Raw genomic sequence first — 20420 nt, 5'->3', positions numbered from 1 at the left:
GAATAGCCCTGTGAATACAGGGCTTGCGGCTATTTTTTGGTGATTTTATCTAAATAACCCATCGCAAAGGCCGATAAGACAAAGGTAATGTGCAGCAGTAAGTACCACTTGATTTTTTCACTGTCGATATTTTCAGTGTTCATGAAGACTTTCAGCAAATGAATTGAGGAGATGGCGACAATCGATGCCGAAACCTTATTTTTCAACGATCCTGTGTCTAATTTTCCGAGCCAGCCGAGCTTATCATCCTCTTCGGCGATATCAATTTTAGAGACAAAATTCTCATAGCCTGAAAACATTACCATCACAATCAACCCACCAACCAATGAAATATCAATCAAAGAAAGTGTCACTAAAATCAGGCTGACTTCATCGGTGCTCAAGATGTTAGGTAGCAGATGAAACACTTCTTGGAAAAATTTAATGCCTAATGCCAGCAGCACTAAACTTAACCCCAAATAGATAGGGGCCATAATCCAGCGTGCTGAATAGAGTAGTTTTTCGACGATATTTTCCATAATTATTCCGTTTATGATCTCCACGAAGTATGTGGAATAAGGGGTGATGATACTGTGTTTTCTTGTGATTTGGCTACGTTATTGCACAAAGTTTTTGTAGAGCAATATAAGCCAGCCAAGCTGATATTCAAGGGGGCGTGGTACGCGTTTTATCACCATTGCATGATGTTGAAAATATTGTACTGTTTTGTATGGAATTGTCTTGATGTATTTATAAATTCAATAAATGGGTGATAATAAGCGCTCAATTCGAATGAGTGTCGTTCCATACATACTGAGAATCTTAATTTGCGTAATATTCTATTTTTTCACCCATTGAGCTTATTATTGCTGCTTGTCATATCGGCCAGTTCGCTATCGACGGAGTTACCTAAAAGTCATCGCATTCACGAAGGTCAGCTTGAAAACGGCTTAAGGTACCAATTAGTCCATAACACGACACCTGCTCATGCTGTCATTATGCGTATGCGCATTGCGGGTGGTTCTTTAGTCGAGTCAGATCAAGAACAAGGCTTGATGCATCTTTTAGAACACATGGCGTTTAAAGGTTCGGACTCTGTAGCCGAAGGGGAGATGATTCGCCAACTTGAACGCTTAGGACTAAGTTTTGGATCCGATACCAATGCGGTGACTCAATTCAATCAAACCGTGTATGAGTTCAATATTGCTCAAGGAGACTCACAAAAAGTAGCAACTGGTTTGTGGCTTATGAGAGAGATTGCGGATCGCCTTAAGCTTGAGCCAAAGGCGTTGGAGCAAGAAAAACCGGTTGTTGTGGCGGAATGGAAAGAGAGAAATTCCGCTGATGTTGAGAATTATCGTCAACAACTTAGTTTCTTATATCCGAGGAGCCCTTTGTCAAAACGTTTGCCAATTGGTGATCTCGATGTAGTAAAACATGCTAGTTCAGAGCAGTTACGTTCACTCTATCAACGTTTTTATACGCCAGAACGTACCACGATCATTGTGGTGGGAGACCTTGATGTTGCTCAGGCCGAAGAGCAGATCAAACGACTTTTTTCTAACTGGGTACCTCACCGGGATGCAGTACCGCTACGGGCTGACCATTTGATGTTGCCTGCAGTAAGGACATACTTGCAAGCTGATGCTTTCTTTGATGCTCGTTTGCCGACCCAAATTTCGCTTGGTGTGATTGCACCACAAGAGCGACAAGCAGATAGCGTTGAAAGTCGCCATGAAATGATCCTTGAATCAATATTGTCTAACTTACTCTACCAACGGTTACTTCCCCATCTGATAGACCAAGAGGGGATAACGAATGCTTTTGTTCATATTGAACAAGATTTCGGTATCGCATCACGGATGGAATTGTCACTGGTAACCTTGCCCGAGCAGTGGCGGCATGGGCTGACATTACTTGAACAGACGGTGCGACAAGCGATTCGATACGGCTTTAATCAGAGCGAAATTGATCAAGCGATCAAGGCAATGCATGCTGATTATCAGCAAAGAGCAGCAAGTAGCGATACTTTGCATAGTTTTTCGATTGCGCAAGGCCTAGTGACAAGTGATGCTCAGCAATTTGTCCCGATTGAACCGACGTTCGCGCTTGCTCTTTTTGAAGCTTATCAACCTCAAATCACCGCAGCTCGATTGCACGACCTGCTTACAGAATGTTGGCAAGGTAAGCCGTGGATTTATCTTTCTGGGCCATACAAGGTTGAGAAAATCAATCAAACGCTACTCGATGTATATGAACAAAGCCAAAAACAGCCAGTAGAGCCTTATCAAATATCATCGGTCGAGGCATTTGCCTACCGTGAATTTGGTGAGGCGGGCACGCTCGTTCACGACAAGCGAGATCCCGAAACGGGGATTCGGATGTTGAAATTTGCCAATGGCGTTAAGCTCAACATCAAGCCAACCGAGTTAGAGAAAAACGTCATCTACCTCAATCTTGCATTAGGTTTTGGCGAATATCCGTTACCTAGAAAAGAGGGCATTCAGGCACTGTTTAATGATGGCTTTGTTGCTGGTGGGTTAGAGCAGCATTCGTTTCAGCAGTTAATTCATCTCTTTTCTGCTGCCAATGTGACGACGGGGTTCAATGTCGGAACGCTTGGTTTTGCGAGTCAGGATTTCACCAATCAAGCGTCGCTTGACCAACAGTTAGCACTGCAAACGGCATTTTTAACGAGCCCGGGCTGGCGAGAAGAGGGGATGAACCAATTTCGTCAACGAGTACTGGCAGCGAGTAACAGCCAGAACACGACGCCAGAAGAGGCATTTTGGTCGGTGTTACCTGAATTATTGCACCCTGACGACCCACGATTTCGTAGCCATGACGAGGAACTGTTAAAGCGTCATTTTTCAGAATTAGTTCCAGTGTTTGCCTCGGCGGTAGATAAAGGCCTTTTAGAAATTGCCATTGTGGGTGATCTTGACGAAGAGAAAACGATTCAATCGGTTGCTAAAACGCTGGGCGCTTTGCCGCGTCATCCAGAAAAAGAGCTGCAAGTTGAGCGCGTTGAGTTTCCACCAGTGCCTGCATCACATATTGTTGAGCATCAAGGTTCAGCCAATGCCGCGGCATTGGCTTGGCTGTGGCCAACGACTGATAAGGTGAATGCCGAACACTACGCAAAACTGATGCTGCTTGAAGAGGTTCTCAGTATTTTGTTGACGGAAGAAGTGAGAGAAAAGGCTGGCGCGAGTTACTCACCTTACCCATTTAGCAGCAATGATTTTCTTCCCACAGGATTTGGTTATTTGGGGCTGTTCAGTGTGACAGACACAACGCAACTTAAATTAGTGGAAGAGAGTTTCGATGCGGTATTGTCTCGAGTGAAAGCTGATCATGGCATTGATGCTGATATGTTGCAACGAGCGAAACAACCGCTTCTACAATGGTTAGATAGTCTGCCAGAAAAGAATGCATTTTGGCTTGATGTCGCATCGTTAACTCAAACTTATCCGCATCGCTATAGTCGTTGGCAGGAGGTTCGTCACGCCATCAATCAGGTGAGTACGAATGATCTGCGTCATGTTGCTAATCAATATTTACAAGCAGACAAACGACTGAGTGTTAAGATATTACCCAGCACTACCTCTGCAATCTAAAAATAAAATGAGCCTCCTATTGGGGGCTCATTTTCATGATGAAACTTATCACTTTGTTATATTTTTATTGGATTAATGTCACTTATTTAAATATAGATAATATAATATTTTTTTTACATTTAATTAGAATAAAAAATCAGGTTTTTCAGGTTTTTCATGTTTTTAATTTATCTTAAAATGTAATCAATATAATTTAATGCATTCATGCCGATCATTTAGATTTTAAATAAATATTGATTGTCATTCCAAAAATTATTTTAAACTAAAATTGTTGATGTTAATTATTAACGGTGGTGCTAATAAATATACTGAATATTATAAATTTAATATGAGGGTATAAAATAATGTTTAATCAAAAAAACACGCCAGTCTCAATGGCCGACAAAAACTATTACCGGGTCTTAGGCCTAACCATGCTTTTTTCGGGTCTATTGCTAAACCCAATATCTCAGGCTATTGCTGTTGAGTTTAGCGCGGATGCGGTAGCTGAGTCAGAGGGGCAGTGGTGGAGCACTTACACCTTAGCGATTAAAAATACAGGAGCAGAGTCAGCGGATATGCGCGATGCGGTCATCGAATTTGTATTACCCGTTGCGATTAACGATATAGGTTGGCAATCATCGGCGCTATCCCATCCTACGTGGAGTCTATCTCATACCGCTCAAGCGGGCGGTATTCTCCATTCAGTGGCGCTTAAATTCCCTGAAGGTGCTTGGGTTGACAGCGTTCTGAATGCCTCAGAATCACTCTCCTTGACGATCGCTTTTGCTGGTTCATTGGAAAACCTGAGTGCTTTTGAAGATTCTGTTATTGTGAAAATGGAAGGGGGCATCACACCACCGCCCGATTTTTCGCTAGATATTCTCTCTCCAGCGCCAAATTCAGTGGTATACACGGGCACAGACGTCAGCATTATGGCTCGTATTGATGGTGAGAGTGCCGGTAAGCTTGAGTTTTGGGCTAACCAAGACAAAATTGCTCAACAATCATTGAAGCAAGGTGTCACCGAGTATCAGCAAGTGTGGCAACCGAAAGAAATAGGAGCCGCTTCCATTTCAGTTATCGCGTTCAATGAGGAAGGCGATAAGCTCTCTGAGCAAAGCGTGCCTGTTTCTGTCGAGTCAGAATCGACGGCGCCTAATCCTCCGGTCGTTGAGTTCATTTCCCCAGAAGTGGGATCATCCCACCCACAAGGCACAAGTTTGACGATCTCTGCTGAAGTGACCGATGCTGATAATGATCTGGCTACCGTTAAATTTTTTGCTAATGACACCGAAGTTTGCAGTATCGATGCCAAAACAGAGCAAGTGTTCTCTTGTGACTGGACCCCTCAAACGGCCGGAAGCGCTGCATTACGTGTTGAAGCGCAAGATGATGAACGGCATGTAACACAAAAAAATCTGACGATTACGGTTACTGATGTGAGTGGTAGTTGCGGTGACGTTGCACAGTACCAAGATGGCGTGAGCTATCAAGTGGGAGATGAAGTAACCAATATTGGCCATATCTACGCATGTAAAACCGCAGGTTGGTGTGGTAACCCAGTATGGACACCGGGTACTGGGCATCCAAATTATCCAGATGCATGGAAAGATGCATGGAATGACGTTGGTGAGTGCGATCCTAACCCTGTTCCTGAAGTGCATGTTCAATCGCCAGAAAATGGACAAAAAATAGCACCCAATCAGCCATTTGAGGTGGTCGTTGAGGCGACCGACGATACCCAAGTGGCGCGTGTCGATGTTCAATTGAATGGCGAAGTCGTTGCAACATCCACCTCTTCTTCGGGCGACCTCTACACCATCACTGTGCCTGCTCAAGTTGAAGGACAATACACACTCACGGTTGCCGCGTATGACGATCAAGGTGCAAGTGCTCAAACTGCACCGATTTCGATTGCCATTACTGATAAAGATCTGCTGGTGTCACTCTCTTCCCCTGTAGACGGTTCAAGCTTCTTTGAAGGCCGAGCGATCTCAATCAAAGCTGATGCTAATAGCTATGAAGGTGAGGTGACGTCCGTGACGTTTATTGCCAACGGCAAGGTACTGAATCAAGACACCGAAGCACCTTATGAATATGAGTGGATTGGAGCGCAAGCAGGCAACTACGCTATTTACGCAAAGGCGCTCAACAGTGCCAATCAAGAGCAAATGTCAGCCCCATCGAATATTACAGTGAAAGAGAGTACCGGTGGTGGTGGCCTTGCCGATAACCCAGACCGTGCCATTAGTTATCTCACTTCTTGGGGATTAAACGATTATGAAAAACTGTTTAATTCTGAAGGTGACGGTTATTTATTATCGTTCGGTAAATGGGATGCTAGCGGCAACATTACGATTTCTGATGACATGGTAACCCCACCAAGTTACAACCCAGATTGGATGCCATCTCAGTACTTAGCGTGGTCAACCTTAAAACACGATAATAGCAATGTCACCATGATGGTCGCGTTTGGTGGTCAAACTTATGAAAGTATTTGGTCTGCGATTGATAGCGATGCAAATCGGGAGGCGGTGGCCAATGGCCTCGTTGAATTGGTCAACAAACCCTTCCCTGTCTATAAGAAGAACCTAAAACCAGAAGAGGTGGTGGGTGACTGCCTTGCGACGGGGGGTGATGGCCAATGTGATTACAGCAAGTACCAATTAGCGGGTTATGTGCAAATCGATGGTCTTGACTTTGACTTCGAGAAAGCAGCGCGCATTACCGATAAAGAGAACCAAGACTTAACTGCATTGATTAAGCTGATACGCCAAAAAGTGGGAGACAATAAAGTGTTGTCGCTAACCACATACCATGTCGGTGCCGATCCTGTGGCATGCATGGATTCAAGTGTGTTTGAAAATTGTTCTTACGTTGAGCCATCAGGTCGCTCGTCTCACCATGGTGAAGTGATCGATCTGTTACAAGCAACCAAGAACGATTTCGACTTCTTCAACGTCATGACCTATGACGCTGGCCAAAACTTCCTCTACGATGTCGCGATGGCCAATTACGCTCAATACATTGGAGATAAGTCGAAAATTGTTTTGGGCAATACGATCAATAGCCAGTGGGGGCCAAACGGCAATTTTGTGGAGAGCCGTGAAAACAACCTCAACCGTGCCAAGTGGCAAAAAGAGAATGGTTACGGTGGTTTCTTTATCTGGGCGTTGGGTTCAAATAATCAAAGTCTGAGCATGGAACAGCAAGTCGAGTACTTCAACGAAATGATCAGTGTCAGTAAGTAGCCTGCATGGTTACTTTGTGAGTTAACTAGATAACGGAAGGCCATGGTGCCTTCCGTGTTTTTATCCATCGTCATCCACTTAATCTGAATCGCCGAAGCTGAAAAACTATTCGATATTTTGGATCTGCTCTCTCATTTGCTCAATCAGAACCTTAAGTTCGACGCCGGAGGCCGTGATGTCGGTGCTGATTGATTTCGAGGCTAACGTGTTCGATTCGCGGTTAAATTCTTGCATCATGAAATCGAGCTTACGGCCGCATGAGCTGCCTTTTTTGAGCACATTACGTGCTTCTTTGACATGCGAATCGAGGCGGTCTAACTCTTCGGCAACGTCTGATTTTTGTGCAAGTAAAATCAGCTCTTGCTCGACGCGTGTCGCATCAAGCTCAATCTTTGCTTCTTCAAACTTAGTTAGTAGACGTTCACGTTGCCATTGCAGGATTTCTGGCATGCGTGCGCGCACTTTTACCACTTCTTCACTGATCGCCGTCAGGCGTTGTTCGATTAACGCCTTCATGTTGTCACCTTCACGGCCACGTGCGTCAATGAATTCAATGATTGCGTCATCAAAGCCTGCTAATAAGGCTTTATTAATGCTGTCCATGTCTTGTTCTGGCGTTTCCATTACGCCGGGCCACTGCATGATTTGAAATGGATTAATGCGGCTTAGCTCGCCCGTCATGTGCATTACTTGGTTGGCGGCTTTAATCACTTGATTGGCGAGTGCTTCATTGATATTCAGCTCACTTTTAGCCGCAGGGTTTGCTTCATAACGTAAGTGACATTCTACTTTGCCGCGCGCTAAACGTTGGCGAAAGCGTTCACGCAGTACAGGCTCAAGACCACGAAATTGTTCCGGCAGGCGGAAGTAGGTTTCAAGATAACGTTGGTTTACCGAGCGAATTTCCCATACCGCGGTACCCCAATCACCTTTAACTTCTTTACGCGCGTACGCGGTCATGCTGTAAATCATTGATTTGTCCTTTGCTCACGAAGATGAAATATCAAACGAGAGGTATGTTAGCACTAGCTTCACGCGTGTACTAGGTTCACGCCAATGCAAAGGGTGACCAACCTAGCGTCAAGGCGGCTAATCCGCTATAATCTCGCCCCAATCGATTCCGTCTCACCCGATAAAAGGTAGATGCACTATGCGTCCAAATGACCGCGCGGCCGATCAAATTCGCCCAATTAAAATCACTCGCAACTACACTGCTTATGCTGAAGGGTCAGTATTGGTGGAATTTGGTAATACCAAAGTATTGTGTAATGCCACTGTCGAAGAGGGTGTTCCTCGCTGGTTGAAAGGTCAGGGTAAAGGTTGGGTTACTGCCGAATACGGCATGCTGCCACGTGCAACCCATTCACGGACTCGTCGTGAAGCGACCAACGGTAAACAAGGTGGCCGCACCATGGAGATCCAACGTCTCATCGCTCGCAGCTTACGTGCTGTGGTGGATTTAGAGGCAATGCCAGAGGTGATGATCACGGTTGATTGTGACGTTATTCAAGCAGACGGCGGTACTCGCACTGCATCAATTACGGGCGCAAGTGTGGCACTAGCGGATGCGTTTGCTCATCTGGTTGCTAGCGGTAAATTGAAGAAGAATCCAATGAAAGGCCATGTTGCTGCTGTCTCAGTAGGCATCTTGGGTGAAAACATTTTATGTGATTTGGAATACGTGGAAGATTCTGCCGCTGATACTGATATGAATGTGGTGATGACTGAAAACGGTAAGATGATTGAAATTCAAGGCACCGCAGAAGGTGAACCGTTTAGCCATGAAGAGCTGATGGATTTACTGGCCGTTGCCAAGAAAGGCATCGCTGATATTGTTGAAGCGCAGAAAGCATCGTTATTAGATTGATCAAGTAGCTCCCAGTTGGGGGCTATTTTTTTGCCCGTTTTATTCATTGTATTGTTGTACGTGATGACCCCACCCTAACCCTCCCCTATAAGGGGAGGGAATGAAGGAAGTGTTCCTAATATCGCCCTTGAGGGGAGGGAATTCATCATCTTAGTACTTCCCCTTTTAGGGGAGGCGAGCATTATCTTAGTACCTCTCTTTTTTCGGGGAGGCGAGCAGCATCTTAGCACCTCTCCTTTTTCGGGGGAGGTGAGCACCACTTTAGTACCTCCCCCTTTTAGGGGGAGGCTAGGAGGGGGTTGTTCTTGTTGAGAAAGAGAAATAAACCAAAGTGTATGAGTTAAGAGAGAGAAAATCATGAAAGCATACCAGCGTGAATTTATTGAATTTGCACTAGAAAAAGAAGTGTTGAAGTTTGGCGAGTTTACTTTGAAGTCTGGCCGAAAAAGCCCTTATTTCTTTAACGCTGGCTTGTTTAATACTGGCCGTGATTTAGCGCGCTTAGGGCGTTTTTATGCCGCTGCTTTGGTCGATTCTGGGATTGAGTTTGATGTGCTATTTGGACCTGCGTACAAAGGGATCCCAATTGCGACGACAACGGCAGTAGCGTTGGCTGATCATCATGATGTTGATACGCCGTATTGCTTTAACCGTAAAGAAGCGAAAGACCACGGTGAAGGCGGTAACTTGGTCGGTAGCGCATTAGAAGGGCGCATTATGCTGGTGGATGATGTCATTACGGCGGGTACTGCCATTCGTGAGTCGATGGAAATCATTCAAGCTAACGGTGCGGATCTTGCCGGTGTTTTGGTAGCAATTGATCGCCAAGAAAAAGGCAAAGGAGAGCTTTCTGCCATTCAAGAAGTGGAGCGTGATTTTGGTTGCGCGATCATCTCAATTGTTAGCCTGACCGATCTGGTTACTTATCTTGAAGAGAAAGGGACGGATGCTAAGCACCTTGAGGCGGTAAAAGTGTATCGTGCGCAGTACGGAATTTAAGCATCAACTTATTTGCGAATCGTAGAGCCACTTGTTGAAAAGTAAAAGCCCCGAGTTTGTCGCTCGGGGCTTATTTGTTATTAGTTTAGTTATTCTAGCGATTAACTTTGATCGCCATGATGCGAGTTATCGTAAATTTCCGAGCCATCACGCTGGGTTTTCAACAGTGATAAATTCCACATGTACTGTTCTGGACGTGGGGTGACTAAATCTTCAATCGCTTTATTCATCGCCCGTGCATCTTGTTCTTCATCGCCGGTTGGAAAGTTCTCTAAGGCAGGCAGGATATGCACTTCGTACTGGTGAGTCGTGTTGTTATATACCGACATCAATGGTACGACATGCGCCTTACATAATGTTGCCATTTTCCCAAAGCCTTTCAGTGTGGCTTTTTCTGTACCAAAAAAAGGGACAAAAACTGAATTTGGTGCACCATGATCTTCGTCTGGAACCCAATATCCCACATAACCATTTTGCACTGAACGTAGGAACGGTTTAATACCCGCCTCACGAGTAAAAATGCGTCCGCCATATTGCATTCGTTGTACATGCATTAACCAATCGCCGATTGGATTGCGCTGCGGTTTCATGATGTTGGCCACTTTATAGCCTCGCGCAGCCAGCATAACAGCAGCATAGTCGATGGCCCAAGAGTGAGGTACTAGCAAGATAACCCGCTCACCTTGGTCGAGCAGTGGCAGCAAATGATGTTCACCAATCAGCTTACCACGCTGTAAGTTATGTTGGGTTGAGCGAACCAGAAGCTCAGAATAGCCAAGCATGTATTGCGCCGCCGTTGCAAAGGTTTCTTCCAAAATAGCTTGGCGCTCTTGTGTTGATTTTTCGGGGAAACATTTTGCTAAGTTGACGCGAGCTCGTCGCACTACTCGGCCATTTTTACGCACCGCAAAGGTGGATAATTTGCGCGCTAGCCTATCTCGCGATACCGGTGGCATAAAGGCGAACAGAGCGGCAAAGAAGATCCCAATCCAAGTTGTCCAATGTTTTGGGTGTAAAAAAGACCATTGGAATGTGGGGTTGTGCAAGTGTTTGTCTGTGCTGTTTTCGTTGTTGCTCATGGCAAGCAAAACCTTTTTCTAGTTATAAATAGCGAGAGTTAGTTAACGTTTCATCTGGCAAAGATTTAAAACGCTTATGCAGCCACATCCACTGTTCCGGCGCGCGCAGAATCACTTCTTCGACGTATTTATTCATGTAAGCGGCGGCGGCGGTCATGTCATCTTTTGGATAGTCGCCATCAATGGTTTTATCGGCGATGATTTCGTATTTTCCGTTGGCGTTTCTAAACCCTGATCCTGGGACAATCGCACATTGACTGGTATAAGCAAGAATACTGGTGCCAGTCGTTGTACAAGTATCCTCTACTGCGAAGAAGGGAACAAACACCGATTTGTTATGGCCGTAATCTTGATCGGGTAGATAAAATAGGCGCTCGCCCTGTTTGAGTACGCGGATCATCTGTTTAATGTCGGTGCGGTAGATAAGTTTATTGCCATTGCGGGTGCGACCACGATATTGAATAAATTCATACGCAGGGTTGCTGTGTGGGCGGTAAGCGCCATAACCAGCTAAACCAATCACACCAAAAGCGCGAGCGGTGATCTCTAAATTTAACGCATGTACGCAACAAAGCAGTGCGCCACGTTTTTCTTGTTTGAGTTGCAAAAGGGCACTGACATCTTTCACATCAAGCAGGCGAGCAAAACGCCAAGTCGGCCAAAACCAAGTAATTCCGGTTTCTATCAGCGCCATGCCAGTGTTTTTAAAGTTTTCGTTAACAATATGCTCAATCTCACCTGCACTTTTCTCTGGAAAAGATAGCTGTAGATTACGCGTGGCAATGTGTACTCGCTTGTTAGCAAAGCGCATTCCAAACGCGCCCATGCTGCGTCCTATTTTTAGTAACGCAGAATAAGGAAGCAGGTTGACCATTAGAGCGAGTAGTCCAAAGCTAAGCCACACGCCCCAATATTTAGGGTGCAGTAGCGAGAGGGAAAACTCAGGTTTACCGTATTTTTCTTTGCTCATTACTCTTGATTCTTTCACTGATGATGATTCTTTGTCACGACGGTGGTGGTTTGTTTTTACTGAATCTGAGCGCTTAATAATGCCCAATACTCTTCAAAATTTGCCGTCGGTTGGTATTTAAAGTCAGATCGCACAAAGCGATTTAGGCTTCCTTCCACTTGGCCAAGCAGTTGAGCGGCTAAAATGCTTTCGTCGACGGGGAAGGATTTACCTTCACGCAGTTTACGTTCGCGAAGGATCTGGCGTAGTGACGTTTCTATGCGTTCGAACAGTTGGTTGATCCGTTCACGCAGTCGCTCATTTTCAAACATTAGAGCATGGCCGGATAAAATTCGTGTCAAGCCCGGGTTACGTTCCGAAAAAGCCAAGATAAGTTGTAGCACTAAGCGGATGCGGTTGAGTGTATCTTTCTCTTCATCCAAAATGCGATTAATCCGCGACATTAAAGACTCTTCAATAAACTCAATCAAGCCTTCAAACATCCGTGCTTTACTCGGAAAATGACGGTACAAAGCCGCTTCAGAAACGCCCACTTGCTTAGCAAGCTTTGCTGTGGTGATGCGTGATGCGCCATCGTTAGATTCCAGCATTTCAGCGAGTGCTTGTAGAATCTCTTCACGACGATTGATTTTCTTATTGACGGCCATGACTCGATTTCCTTTTAGTTACCACATGCTTGTGAGCAAATATTTATACCCTTCAGATGGTTTGGGTATTGTCCATTAAGCGCAGTAGTTTAACGGACAGTTTTCGGACTGCGTAGCGTAAAAATGAAAATGATTGAACTGGGTGGTGATTTTACCACCCAATAAACGCTATGAACCCTAAAAGAAGCTTAGAACGTCTGTTTGTAGCCTACAGTTGACTCGCGATCAGTTGCATCAGCGCGTGAGCTAATGCAGATTTTGAACTCAAAGGTAATGCTTGCTCTCCGCCTTGCCAATAAACGGTCAGCGCATTGTCGTTACTATTAAAGCCTTGGCCTGCAACAGAAACATCATTGGCGCAGATCATATCCAGTTTTTTGTTGAGCAGTTTAGCGCGGGCATATTTTGCAACTTGCTGCGTTTCAGCAGCAAAGCCTACCGTGAACGGGCGGTTTTCTTTCAGTGCAGCTACGCTGGCGACGATGTCGGGATTTTTGACCATGGTGATGAGCATGTGATCGCTCGCATCGGTTTTTTTGATCTTTTGATCGGCGACGATCTCAGGGCGATAGTCGGCTACGGCGGCGCAACTGATGAACACATCATGTGATTGCGCTTGCGCCATCACTTGCTGATGCATATCGCAGGCACTTTCCACATCAATACGTTGTACTTGTGGCGGTGTGAGCAAATTGACCGGGCCACTGATCAGAGTCACTTTCGCGCCCAATTGAGCGGCGGCCTGCGCAATCGCATAGCCCATTTTGCCTGAACTGTGGTTACTGATATAGCGGACTGGATCGAGTGCTTCACGGGTTGGGCCTGCGCTAATCAACAGTGACTTACCGGCGAGCAGTGTGTTGTTTGCCACCTCTGTTTGGAAAAAAAACTCGCAGCGCTCAACCAATTGCATTGGCTCAAGCATGCGGCCTGGGCCAACATCGCCACACGCCTGTTCACCAGCTGCAGGGCCCCAAATCATCATGCTTCGACGTTTAAGCGTGGCAATATTCTCTTGTGTGGCGATATTGCGATACATCTGCTGATTCATTGCCGGCGAGACGGCCACTGGCGCATTGGTGGCTAAAATCAAAGTGGTGAGTAAATCATTACCCATCCCTGCGGCGACGCGCGCGATGAGATCCGCAGTCGCGGGAGCCAGTAGGACTAAGTCTGCCCATTTGGCAAGTTCAATATGGCCCATAGACGCTTCGGCGGCTGGGTCTAATAAGCTATCTGAAACTGGCCTGCCAGAGACGGCTTGCATGGTCAGTGGCGTTATAAACTCTTTTGCCGCGTGGGTCATCACCACTTGTACTTGAGCGCCTCGTTCAATCAAGCGACGCGTTAGCTCAGCACATTTATACGCAGCAATACCGCCGCTAATGCCGAGCAGAATCTTTTTTCCTGCCAGTGTTTGCATTGTCTTTTCCTCAAAAATTCTGCGCATTATGTTAGCACAACTCTCGCATCGAGTGACCTTATGATCCGCTCAATCCTTTCATATTGGACGAGTGTTTCTGCGTCTTTCATCACTTATCAATTACAAAAAACCATGAATCAAGCCTAAATAAAGAGAAGCAAAGTTGCAGGCTTGGCTATTTCTCTATGTTGTCTGAGTACCTTTAGCCCTAGGAGTGCTTAATGAGCCTCAAATCACTGCCCACAGAATCAATGCCACGCGAAAAATTGCTTGCTCGCGGTCCTCAGGCATTATCTGATGCTGAACTGCTGGCGATTTTTCTTCGTACTGGTACTCAAGGAATGAATGTGCTCGCTCTCTCGGATCTGCTGCTGCGCGAGTTTGGATCACTTCGAGCGCTTTTTTCGGCCAACCAGCAAGAGTTTTGCCGCCATAAAGGGTTGGGCGAAGCCAAATACGTTCAATTGCAGGCGGTGCTTGAAATGACGCAGCGCTATTTGGCCGAAACGCTCAAACGAGGTGGCGCTTTGACTAGCCCAGAGCAAACCAAGCTTTATTTATCGAGTGTGCTACGCGATCGCCATCGAGAAGCCTTCTATATTCTGTTTTTGGATAATCAACACCGAGTGATCAGCGATGAAGTGCTGTTTGAGGGGACGATTGACGCGGCCAGCGTTTACCCTCGTGAGGTGGTTAAAAGAGCACTCCACCATAATGCAGCGGCATTAATATTGGCCCATAATCATCCGTCAGGCGTTGCTGAGCCTAGCCAAGCCGATCGCAGAATCACACGTCGATTAACCGATGCGCTTGCGTTAGTGGACATCCGTATTTTGGACCATTTTGTGGTGGGCGACGGCGAGGTAATTTCTTTTGCAGAAAGAGGGTGGATTTGAATCACATTTTAGGTTGTGACTTAAGATTATTCTGGTATGATTCGCGCACTAAATTATCAACCTAAATCAGCTCTGCTTAAAAAAAGATCGCCAAATCCGTAAAAAGGATCTGTTCGGGTCTTGAGCAATGCATGTCAAGTTAGTATAATACGCGACCTTTGATAGCCTTGTATGGATTTTCCATAACGGTTTTTAACCTCAAACTTCTTAATACATCGAGAACGAGGTTCGGCCACCAAGGTTGATATCGAGCTGAAACGATTTGGAGAAGACATTCATGTCCCGAGTATGCCAAGTAACTGGTAAGCGTCCAATAACGGGTAACAACCGTTCACACGCACGAAATGCTACTAAGCGTCGTTTTCTGCCGAACCTACAAACTCATCGTTTCTGGGTAGAGAGCGAAAAACGTTTTGTTAAACTACGTCTAACTGCTAAAGGCATGCGTATCATCGATAAGAAAGGCATTGATGCTGTTCTTGTTGATATCCGTGCACGTGGCGAAAACGTTTAAGAGGAATTGAGCAATGGCTAAAGGCATTCGTGAGAAAATTCGACTAATATCTTCTGCAGGTACTGGTCACTTCTACACAACTGACAAGAACAAACGCAACATGCCAGGCAAATTTGAGATCAAGAAATTTGATCCAGTAGTTCGCCAGCACGTTCTTTACAAAGAAGGCAAAATCAAGTAATTGATTTTACGCTTTGTAAGCATTGAAAGACCCAGCTTTGGCTGGGTTTTTTATTGTCTGGAATTTGTACCCTGCAATGTCAGCTCTCACTATAATGTGCTAAGTTACTCAAAGATAAACTCTTAGGGATCACTTATGCGTATCAATCGCCGCCGTTGGAATAATATTCTTATCTTGGCTGTTATTGCTTTTATTGCCATTTTGAATTTACCCACAGTCATCAAAACTTATCTTATTGAACCGCCTGCTAGCCCTTATCCTTATGTGATTAATCCAAATGCACAGCTGCAAGCACTGCATTTTACTGACTGGTCACTTGAACTGAATCAAAACCGTTGGCGATCAAGCAAAGCAATTTCAGTTGCTCCTGAAATATTAGCACAACGCTGGCAGAGTTTAGTTGGTACAGAAGTAGATGATGCCACTTACGAGTCACTTGCGTCTCTACTACGCAACCCACAAACCGTGGAGGTGTGGTATCAGGATCGCGAAGAGCCGCAAAGGATCACCTACTACCAAACCCCCCAGTTTTGGTTATTGAAAAATTGGCAAGAGAAATGGGTGGCACTTTCGGTAGAAGAAGCTTTTCTTTTTCCGAACTGAGCCTTTATTTCTCGTGAGCGTTGAACAAACCAAGAACGAATAACCAATACCCAATAACGACGAACGAAGAATCGAGATGTATCATGCCTGAGTTACCCGAAGTTGAAGTAAGTAAAATGGGGATTAGCCCGCATTTAGTTGGGCAAACGATCCAACAACTGACATTTCGCACGCCCAAATTACGTTGGGCCATCCCTCAAGAGCTGAAACAGTTAGAAGGGCAAGTGATCCGCAATATTGCCCGTCGAGCCAAATATTTATTGATAGAGACCGATATTGGCAGTGCGATTGTTCACTTGGGAATGTCAGGTTCATTGCGAGTATTGGAGTGTGATTTTCCGGCAGGTAAGCATGATCACGTTGATCTGCGATTAACCAATGGCAAGGTGTTGCGCTACCACGATCCACGTCGATTTGGTGCTTGGTTATGGTGCGAGCAAGGAGAAAGCCACTCGGTGTTGAGTAATATCGGTCCTGAGCCATTAACCGATGATTTTGATGCAGATTACATTGCGCAAAAAGCGAGCAACAAACGTATAGCCGTTAAGCAGTTTATTATGGAAAATAAAGTGGTGGTTGGCGTAGGCAATATCTACGCGAGTGAATCACTGTTTAATGCGCGAATTCTCCCCACTCGGCCCGCTCATTCGCTGACACTGCCTGAGTGGAATGGCCTCGTGCGAGAAATCAAATCAGTCTTAGCAACGGCGATTCAACAAGGTGGCACAACCTTAAAAGATTTTGCACAAGCGGATGGCAAACCGGGATATTTTGCTCAAGAGCTTAATGTGTATGGCAAAGCACAGCAGCCTTGCCCAGCGTGTGGGCAAGCGATTGAAGCGCTGAAAATTGGTCAGCGTAACACCTTTTTCTGCTCTGCTTGCCAAAAATAAGGTACGTCCTAAAGGCTATATTTTCTTGCCATACAAGGCGTTAGCGACAATGTCAGGAACAAATTGATCAACTTCTCCACCATGAATCGCCACTTCACGCACAATGGTGGAGGAGATAAATGCATGCTCCTCTGATGGTGTAAGAAACACACTTTCCAGCCCCGGCATCAAACGGCGGTACATGTTGGTCAAACCAAATTCATACTCGAAGTCAACCGTAGTACGCAAACCGCGGATCAGCACATTGGCTTTTTCATCACGCGCAAAATCGACCATTAACCCAGCAAATCCTTTGGCAGTGACATTCTCTAAATGTTGAGTGACGGCGCTGGCAAAGGCGACCCGTTCTTGCAGAGTAAACATGGTGTTTTTGCTTGGGCTGGCGGCGACGGCGATGATCACTTCATCAAACATATTGGCGGCGCGTTCGATCAGATCCAAATGACCATTGGTGATGGGATCAAAAGTGCCGGGATAAATCACACGCGAAATTCTTTTTTGGCTCACAGTGGAAGGCTCATATTGGTTAACTGGCACTGATATTAACAAAAAGACTCAAAATTACCTATTGAACTCGGTATGATGTAGCCCGCATTAAACTGTGACACTTAGCGAGTGAGAGAAGAGACGATGAAGAAGTTGTTGGTGATCCGTAACGATAAAATTGGTGATTTCATGCTAGCTTGGCCAAGTTTTGCGATGCTAAAAGCCTCGTTGCCAGATTGCCATATTACCGCGTTAGTCCCCAGCTATACCGTCGCGCTGGCCGAGCTTTGCCCGTGGATTGATGCGGTGATGGTCGACCCAACGGAAAACGCGTCCTCTGCGAAGAAAAATCAATGTATTCAAGCGATTAAACAGCAACACTTTGATGCTTCGATCAACCTCTTCTCGACCACTTACAATGCACTATTAGTTTGGAAATCTCGTATTCCTTATCGTTTAGCGCCGGCGACTAAATTCGCTCAAATTTTTTACAACAAACGAATTAAGCAAAAACGCTCTCAATCAGCCAAACCAGAATATGAGTATAACTTAGATTTGGTACGCGCTTTTTTGCATGATATTGGCAAAGAGGTTGTCGAGCCGAGCGCACCTTATCTACAATTTGATCAAGCGAAGCTTGTTGAACAAAAAAGCAAACTGGCTACGCAACTTCATCTCGATACAAGTAAACCGTGGGTGTTTGTTCATGCCGGAAGCGGCGGCTCAGCGAATAATTTGTCGCTAGAGCAATACACGCAGTTAGTGATGGGGATTGATAGCAAGCAAGAAATTATCCTCACCGCTGGGCCGGGAGAAGAGGTGAAAGCCGCGCAGTTAAAAGCTTTGATTGAAGAAAAGGGCGGGCGAGCGGCACTGTATGATAAAAATGAAGGGCTTATTGATTTCTCACGCTCGATTGCTTGTGCTGATATTTTTATCGCAGGTTCAACCGGGCCTTTGCATATTGCCGCTGCGATTGATGTGCCCACAGTTGGATTTTTCCCCGCCAAACGTTCAGCCACGCCACTGCGTTGGCGACCATTGAATTCACAAGGTCGCCATATCGCTTTTTGTCCACCACAAGCAAAAGACAAAGAAACTCAGGCCGATATGAGTCGCATTGATATTAATGCGGTGTTAGCTGAACTTAACCCTTGGGCGGCTCAGTACTGGTTCTAACCCATAAATCGGCGTATTTAACAAAGGTTGAGTGCGCCGATAATAAAGAAAGCAAGAAGCCTTGCTTACCATCTAAAAAGCCTGCTTTTAAAACGTACATTTTCAAAAAGCAGCCAAACGCATGCAAAATACCTTGGCTAATGCTGCTTTTTTTACCACGTTTTTCTCGTTGCTCTGCCCATGCCTTGGCATAACCTGCGGATTTAACTAAATAATGATGAATATCGTTATAGGTGTAGTGAATCGCATCACCTGCAAGATTCTCGACTTTCATGCCATCTGCGACTTCGACTTTTTCATGCACCAAAGCCTCGTTATATTGCGTTAATTGAGTTGGGTAGAGGCGCAACACGCGATCAGGATACCAACCACAGTGGCGAATATAGCGGCCAAAAACCCAACTTAAACGGGCAAATTGATACAGTGTATTGGGTTTATTAGCGGCGACCGCTTGCTGAATGCTATCTTTTAACTCTTTGGTCACGCGTTCATCGGCATCTAGCCACAACACATAATCAGACTCGACATACGACTGCGCTAAGCGGCGCTGTGGGCCAAACCCAGGCCACTGCGAATTAACAAAAAACTTGTCAGTATAACGGCGCGCAATCTCTTCGGTATTATCACTGCTACCTGAATCTAAGACGACGATTTCATCGACCCATTGGTGAACGGTTTCCAAGCAAGCTTGCAGATGTTGCGCTTCATTTTTAACGATCAGCGCAACGGCTAAAGTAGGTTTGCTCACATTCATTCCTCGGATATTGGGTTTAGCTGAAAATCAGCCGTTATCTTATCAAACATTTGGATAACATGGCTTGCTTGAATGCGCTGCATCGCTTGTTCATCTTTGACGCGAGTACGCCAACTGACTTGCTCTTTCGTTTTTCCTGTTTCGGCAAACAGTGCTTCTTCATAAGCCGACACCACATAATCACGATACTGATAAGGCCCTGTGCGCTGCGGATTATGGTGAGCGTATAAACCGATAACGGGAGTATTCATTGCATTGGCCATGTGCGCTGGGCCTGTATCTGGCGCTATCACTAAATCGGCTAAGTCGAGCAGTGCCAACATCTCTTTAAGCTGGCTTTTACCAACGACATTGAGTACCGGCTGAGTAAGTTTACTCGCTATTTCGGCTGCTAGATCAACTTCAATTTGCGCAGGGCTACCGGCCAAAATGATATGCCAACCAAGTTGTTGAGCATGCGTTATCACTTCGACATAACCTTCAACGGTCCAATTTTTATAAGCTTTACTCGCGGCAGGAACCACGACTAAATTACGCTTTGAATGTGCAATCTGCTGCTTGGCCCATTGATGATCGGAATCTGAATAAGTGAGTGACCACTTAGGTTCTTGTTTTTTGACTCCAAGGCACTCTGCGAACGCGAGTAAGCCATCTAATACATGAGGTGCTTGAGGCGATATCACTTTTACATTGGTAAATAGGTGCTGGAAATCTTGGCTGCGGGCGGCATCAAAACCGAGTTTATATTTAGCCTTAATACCCAGTGTGGCAATACTGGCACGAAAGGCATACTGCATATGCAAAAGCGCATCGAAGGATTGCCCTTTAAGTTCTGCCCACAGTTTTTGATATGCTTTCCATCCCTGTTTTTTGTCGAATATAACCACGTTTACATTAGGCAAATCAGTGAGTAACTGCGCTTCCAGTTTTCCAGTGATCCACGTGATATGAGTTTCAGGCCATTGGTGTTGAATTGCTTGCACGGCGGCCACTGCATTGCACACATCGCCAATCGCCGACAGACGCAACACACAAATTGAGCGTGGAGCAGAAGAAAAGAGAGCCATAAGTGACATCGGTATAGAGAAAGTTAGTAA

The 20420-nt window shown here is 45.5% G+C and carries 19 protein-coding genes; 10 read left to right on the top strand and 9 right to left on the bottom strand.

The window, feature by feature from the left end:
• Positions 1-29: 29 nt before the first annotated feature.
• The gene (locus tag NB504_RS03840; RefSeq protein WP_017045929.1) at positions 30-518 is read right to left on the bottom strand and encodes a TIGR00645 family protein; all 489 of its coding nucleotides are present in this window, start codon (positions 516-518) and stop codon (positions 30-32) included.
• Positions 519-806: 288 nt separating this feature from the next.
• Between NB504_RS03840 and NB504_RS03835 the strand changes: the two genes are divergently transcribed.
• Complete coding sequence (locus NB504_RS03835) at positions 807-3599, top strand: pitrilysin family protein (RefSeq protein ID WP_258428338.1); 2793 nt, start codon at positions 807-809, stop codon at positions 3597-3599.
• A 344-nt stretch (positions 3600-3943) separates the two neighbouring features.
• On the top strand, positions 3944-6832 hold the full coding sequence (locus tag NB504_RS03830; RefSeq protein WP_258428337.1) for an Ig-like domain-containing protein: 2889 nt from the start codon (positions 3944-3946) through the stop codon (positions 6830-6832).
• A 105-nt stretch (positions 6833-6937) separates the two neighbouring features.
• Here the strand turns inward: NB504_RS03830 and NB504_RS03825 are convergent, their stop codons facing one another.
• Complete coding sequence (locus NB504_RS03825) at positions 6938-7804, bottom strand: YicC/YloC family endoribonuclease (protein WP_258428336.1); 867 nt, start codon at positions 7802-7804, stop codon at positions 6938-6940.
• A gap of 178 nt (positions 7805-7982) precedes the next feature.
• Between NB504_RS03825 and rph the strand changes: the two genes are divergently transcribed.
• Entirely contained in the window at positions 7983-8699 is a 717-nt protein-coding gene (rph, locus tag NB504_RS03820) for a ribonuclease PH (RefSeq protein ID WP_017042236.1), read from the top strand.
• A gap of 357 nt (positions 8700-9056) precedes the next feature.
• Entirely contained in the window at positions 9057-9698 is a 642-nt protein-coding gene (gene pyrE / locus NB504_RS03815; RefSeq protein WP_222715835.1) for an orotate phosphoribosyltransferase, read from the top strand.
• A 101-nt stretch (positions 9699-9799) separates the two neighbouring features.
• Here the strand turns inward: pyrE and lpxM are convergent, their stop codons facing one another.
• From lpxM to coaBC, 4 genes are all read right to left on the bottom strand, one after another.
• Complete coding sequence (gene lpxM / locus NB504_RS03810; protein WP_258428335.1) at positions 9800-10777, bottom strand: lauroyl-Kdo(2)-lipid IV(A) myristoyltransferase; 978 nt, start codon at positions 10775-10777, stop codon at positions 9800-9802.
• Positions 10778-10799: 22 nt separating this feature from the next.
• On the bottom strand, positions 10800-11747 hold the full coding sequence (gene lpxL, locus NB504_RS03805; protein WP_258428334.1) for an LpxL/LpxP family Kdo(2)-lipid IV(A) lauroyl/palmitoleoyl acyltransferase: 948 nt from the start codon (positions 11745-11747) through the stop codon (positions 10800-10802).
• A gap of 56 nt (positions 11748-11803) precedes the next feature.
• Positions 11804-12394: a nucleoid occlusion factor SlmA gene (slmA, locus tag NB504_RS03800; protein ID WP_013855724.1), complete on the bottom strand. Its 591-nt coding sequence runs from the start codon at positions 12392-12394 to the stop codon at positions 11804-11806.
• Between the two features lie 208 nt (positions 12395-12602).
• Complete coding sequence (gene coaBC, locus NB504_RS03795; protein WP_258428333.1) at positions 12603-13817, bottom strand: bifunctional phosphopantothenoylcysteine decarboxylase/phosphopantothenate--cysteine ligase CoaBC; 1215 nt, start codon at positions 13815-13817, stop codon at positions 12603-12605.
• Positions 13818-14038: 221 nt separating this feature from the next.
• Here coaBC and radC point away from each other — a divergent pair, with 221 nt between their 5' ends.
• The 5 genes from radC (at position 14039) to mutM (ending at position 16904) form a co-directional block, all read left to right on the top strand.
• Entirely contained in the window at positions 14039-14713 is a 675-nt protein-coding gene (gene radC / locus NB504_RS03790) for a DNA repair protein RadC (RefSeq protein ID WP_010318993.1), read from the top strand.
• 277 nt (positions 14714-14990) lie between these two features.
• Entirely contained in the window at positions 14991-15227 is a 237-nt protein-coding gene (gene rpmB / locus NB504_RS03785) for a 50S ribosomal protein L28 (RefSeq protein ID WP_004397476.1), read from the top strand.
• Between the two features lie 13 nt (positions 15228-15240).
• Positions 15241-15408, top strand: coding sequence for a 50S ribosomal protein L33 (rpmG, locus tag NB504_RS03780; protein WP_010318992.1), 168 nt, complete (start codon positions 15241-15243; stop codon positions 15406-15408).
• Positions 15409-15543: 135 nt separating this feature from the next.
• A complete protein-coding gene (locus NB504_RS03775) occupies positions 15544-16011 on the top strand; it encodes a hypothetical protein (protein ID WP_013855728.1) in 468 nt (155 codons plus the stop codon).
• Positions 16012-16094: 83 nt separating this feature from the next.
• Positions 16095-16904: a bifunctional DNA-formamidopyrimidine glycosylase/DNA-(apurinic or apyrimidinic site) lyase gene (gene mutM, locus NB504_RS03770; protein ID WP_258428332.1), complete on the top strand. Its 810-nt coding sequence runs from the start codon at positions 16095-16097 to the stop codon at positions 16902-16904.
• A gap of 15 nt (positions 16905-16919) precedes the next feature.
• Here the strand turns inward: mutM and coaD are convergent, their stop codons facing one another.
• Positions 16920-17411, bottom strand: coding sequence for a pantetheine-phosphate adenylyltransferase (coaD, locus tag NB504_RS03765; protein ID WP_258428331.1), 492 nt, complete (start codon positions 17409-17411; stop codon positions 16920-16922).
• A 123-nt stretch (positions 17412-17534) separates the two neighbouring features.
• Here coaD and NB504_RS03760 point away from each other — a divergent pair, with 123 nt between their 5' ends.
• Positions 17535-18569 (top strand): glycosyltransferase family 9 protein, encoded by a 1035-nt coding sequence (locus NB504_RS03760; RefSeq protein ID WP_258428330.1) that lies wholly within the window; start codon positions 17535-17537, stop codon positions 18567-18569.
• Here the strand turns inward: NB504_RS03760 and NB504_RS03755 are convergent.
• Positions 18538-19323: a glycosyltransferase family 2 protein gene (locus NB504_RS03755; RefSeq protein ID WP_258428329.1), complete on the bottom strand. Its 786-nt coding sequence runs from the start codon at positions 19321-19323 to the stop codon at positions 18538-18540. The genes NB504_RS03760 and NB504_RS03755 overlap by 32 nt on opposite strands.
• Positions 19320-20390: a glycosyltransferase family 9 protein gene (locus NB504_RS03750; protein WP_258428328.1), complete on the bottom strand. Its 1071-nt coding sequence runs from the start codon at positions 20388-20390 to the stop codon at positions 19320-19322. Before NB504_RS03750 ends, NB504_RS03755 begins: the two co-directional genes overlap by 4 nt.
• Positions 20391-20420 lie beyond the last annotated feature (30 nt).

It is taken from the genome of Vibrio sp. RM-69-4, assembly GCF_024743775.1.
Taxonomy (GTDB): domain Bacteria; phylum Pseudomonadota; class Gammaproteobacteria; order Enterobacterales; family Vibrionaceae; genus Vibrio; species Vibrio anguillarum.
This window is presented reverse-complemented; position numbering and strand designations above follow the sequence as displayed.

Bases quoted from the DNA above. Each gene is read 5' to 3' on its own strand.
- pyrE (WP_222715835.1), top strand. From the start codon at position 9,057: ATGAAAGCATACCAGCGTGAATTTATTGAATTTGCACTAGAAAAAGAA.
- rpmG (WP_010318992.1), top strand. From the start codon at position 15,241: ATGGCTAAAGGCATTCGTGAGAAAATTCGACTAATATCTTCTGCAGGT.
- NB504_RS03760 (WP_258428330.1), top strand. From the start codon at position 17,535: ATGAAGAAGTTGTTGGTGATCCGTAACGATAAAATTGGTGATTTCATG.
- slmA (WP_013855724.1), bottom strand. From the start codon at position 12,394: ATGGCCGTCAATAAGAAAATCAATCGTCGTGAAGAGATTCTACAAGCA.
- rpmB (WP_004397476.1), top strand. From the start codon at position 14,991: ATGTCCCGAGTATGCCAAGTAACTGGTAAGCGTCCAATAACGGGTAAC.
- NB504_RS03755 (WP_258428329.1), bottom strand. From the start codon at position 19,323: ATGAATGTGAGCAAACCTACTTTAGCCGTTGCGCTGATCGTTAAAAAT.
- NB504_RS03775 (WP_013855728.1), top strand. From the start codon at position 15,544: ATGCGTATCAATCGCCGCCGTTGGAATAATATTCTTATCTTGGCTGTT.
- NB504_RS03750 (WP_258428328.1), bottom strand. From the start codon at position 20,390: ATGGCTCTCTTTTCTTCTGCTCCACGCTCAATTTGTGTGTTGCGTCTG.
- NB504_RS03830 (WP_258428337.1), top strand. From the start codon at position 3,944: ATGTTTAATCAAAAAAACACGCCAGTCTCAATGGCCGACAAAAACTAT.
- mutM (WP_258428332.1), top strand. From the start codon at position 16,095: ATGCCTGAGTTACCCGAAGTTGAAGTAAGTAAAATGGGGATTAGCCCG.
- radC (WP_010318993.1), top strand. From the start codon at position 14,039: ATGAGCCTCAAATCACTGCCCACAGAATCAATGCCACGCGAAAAATTG.
- NB504_RS03840 (WP_017045929.1), bottom strand. From the start codon at position 518: ATGGAAAATATCGTCGAAAAACTACTCTATTCAGCACGCTGGATTATG.
- lpxM (WP_258428335.1), bottom strand. From the start codon at position 10,777: ATGAGCAACAACGAAAACAGCACAGACAAACACTTGCACAACCCCACA.
- lpxL (WP_258428334.1), bottom strand. From the start codon at position 11,747: ATGAGCAAAGAAAAATACGGTAAACCTGAGTTTTCCCTCTCGCTACTG.
- NB504_RS03825 (WP_258428336.1), bottom strand. From the start codon at position 7,804: ATGATTTACAGCATGACCGCGTACGCGCGTAAAGAAGTTAAAGGTGAT.
- rph (WP_017042236.1), top strand. From the start codon at position 7,983: ATGCGTCCAAATGACCGCGCGGCCGATCAAATTCGCCCAATTAAAATC.
- coaBC (WP_258428333.1), bottom strand. From the start codon at position 13,817: ATGCAAACACTGGCAGGAAAAAAGATTCTGCTCGGCATTAGCGGCGGT.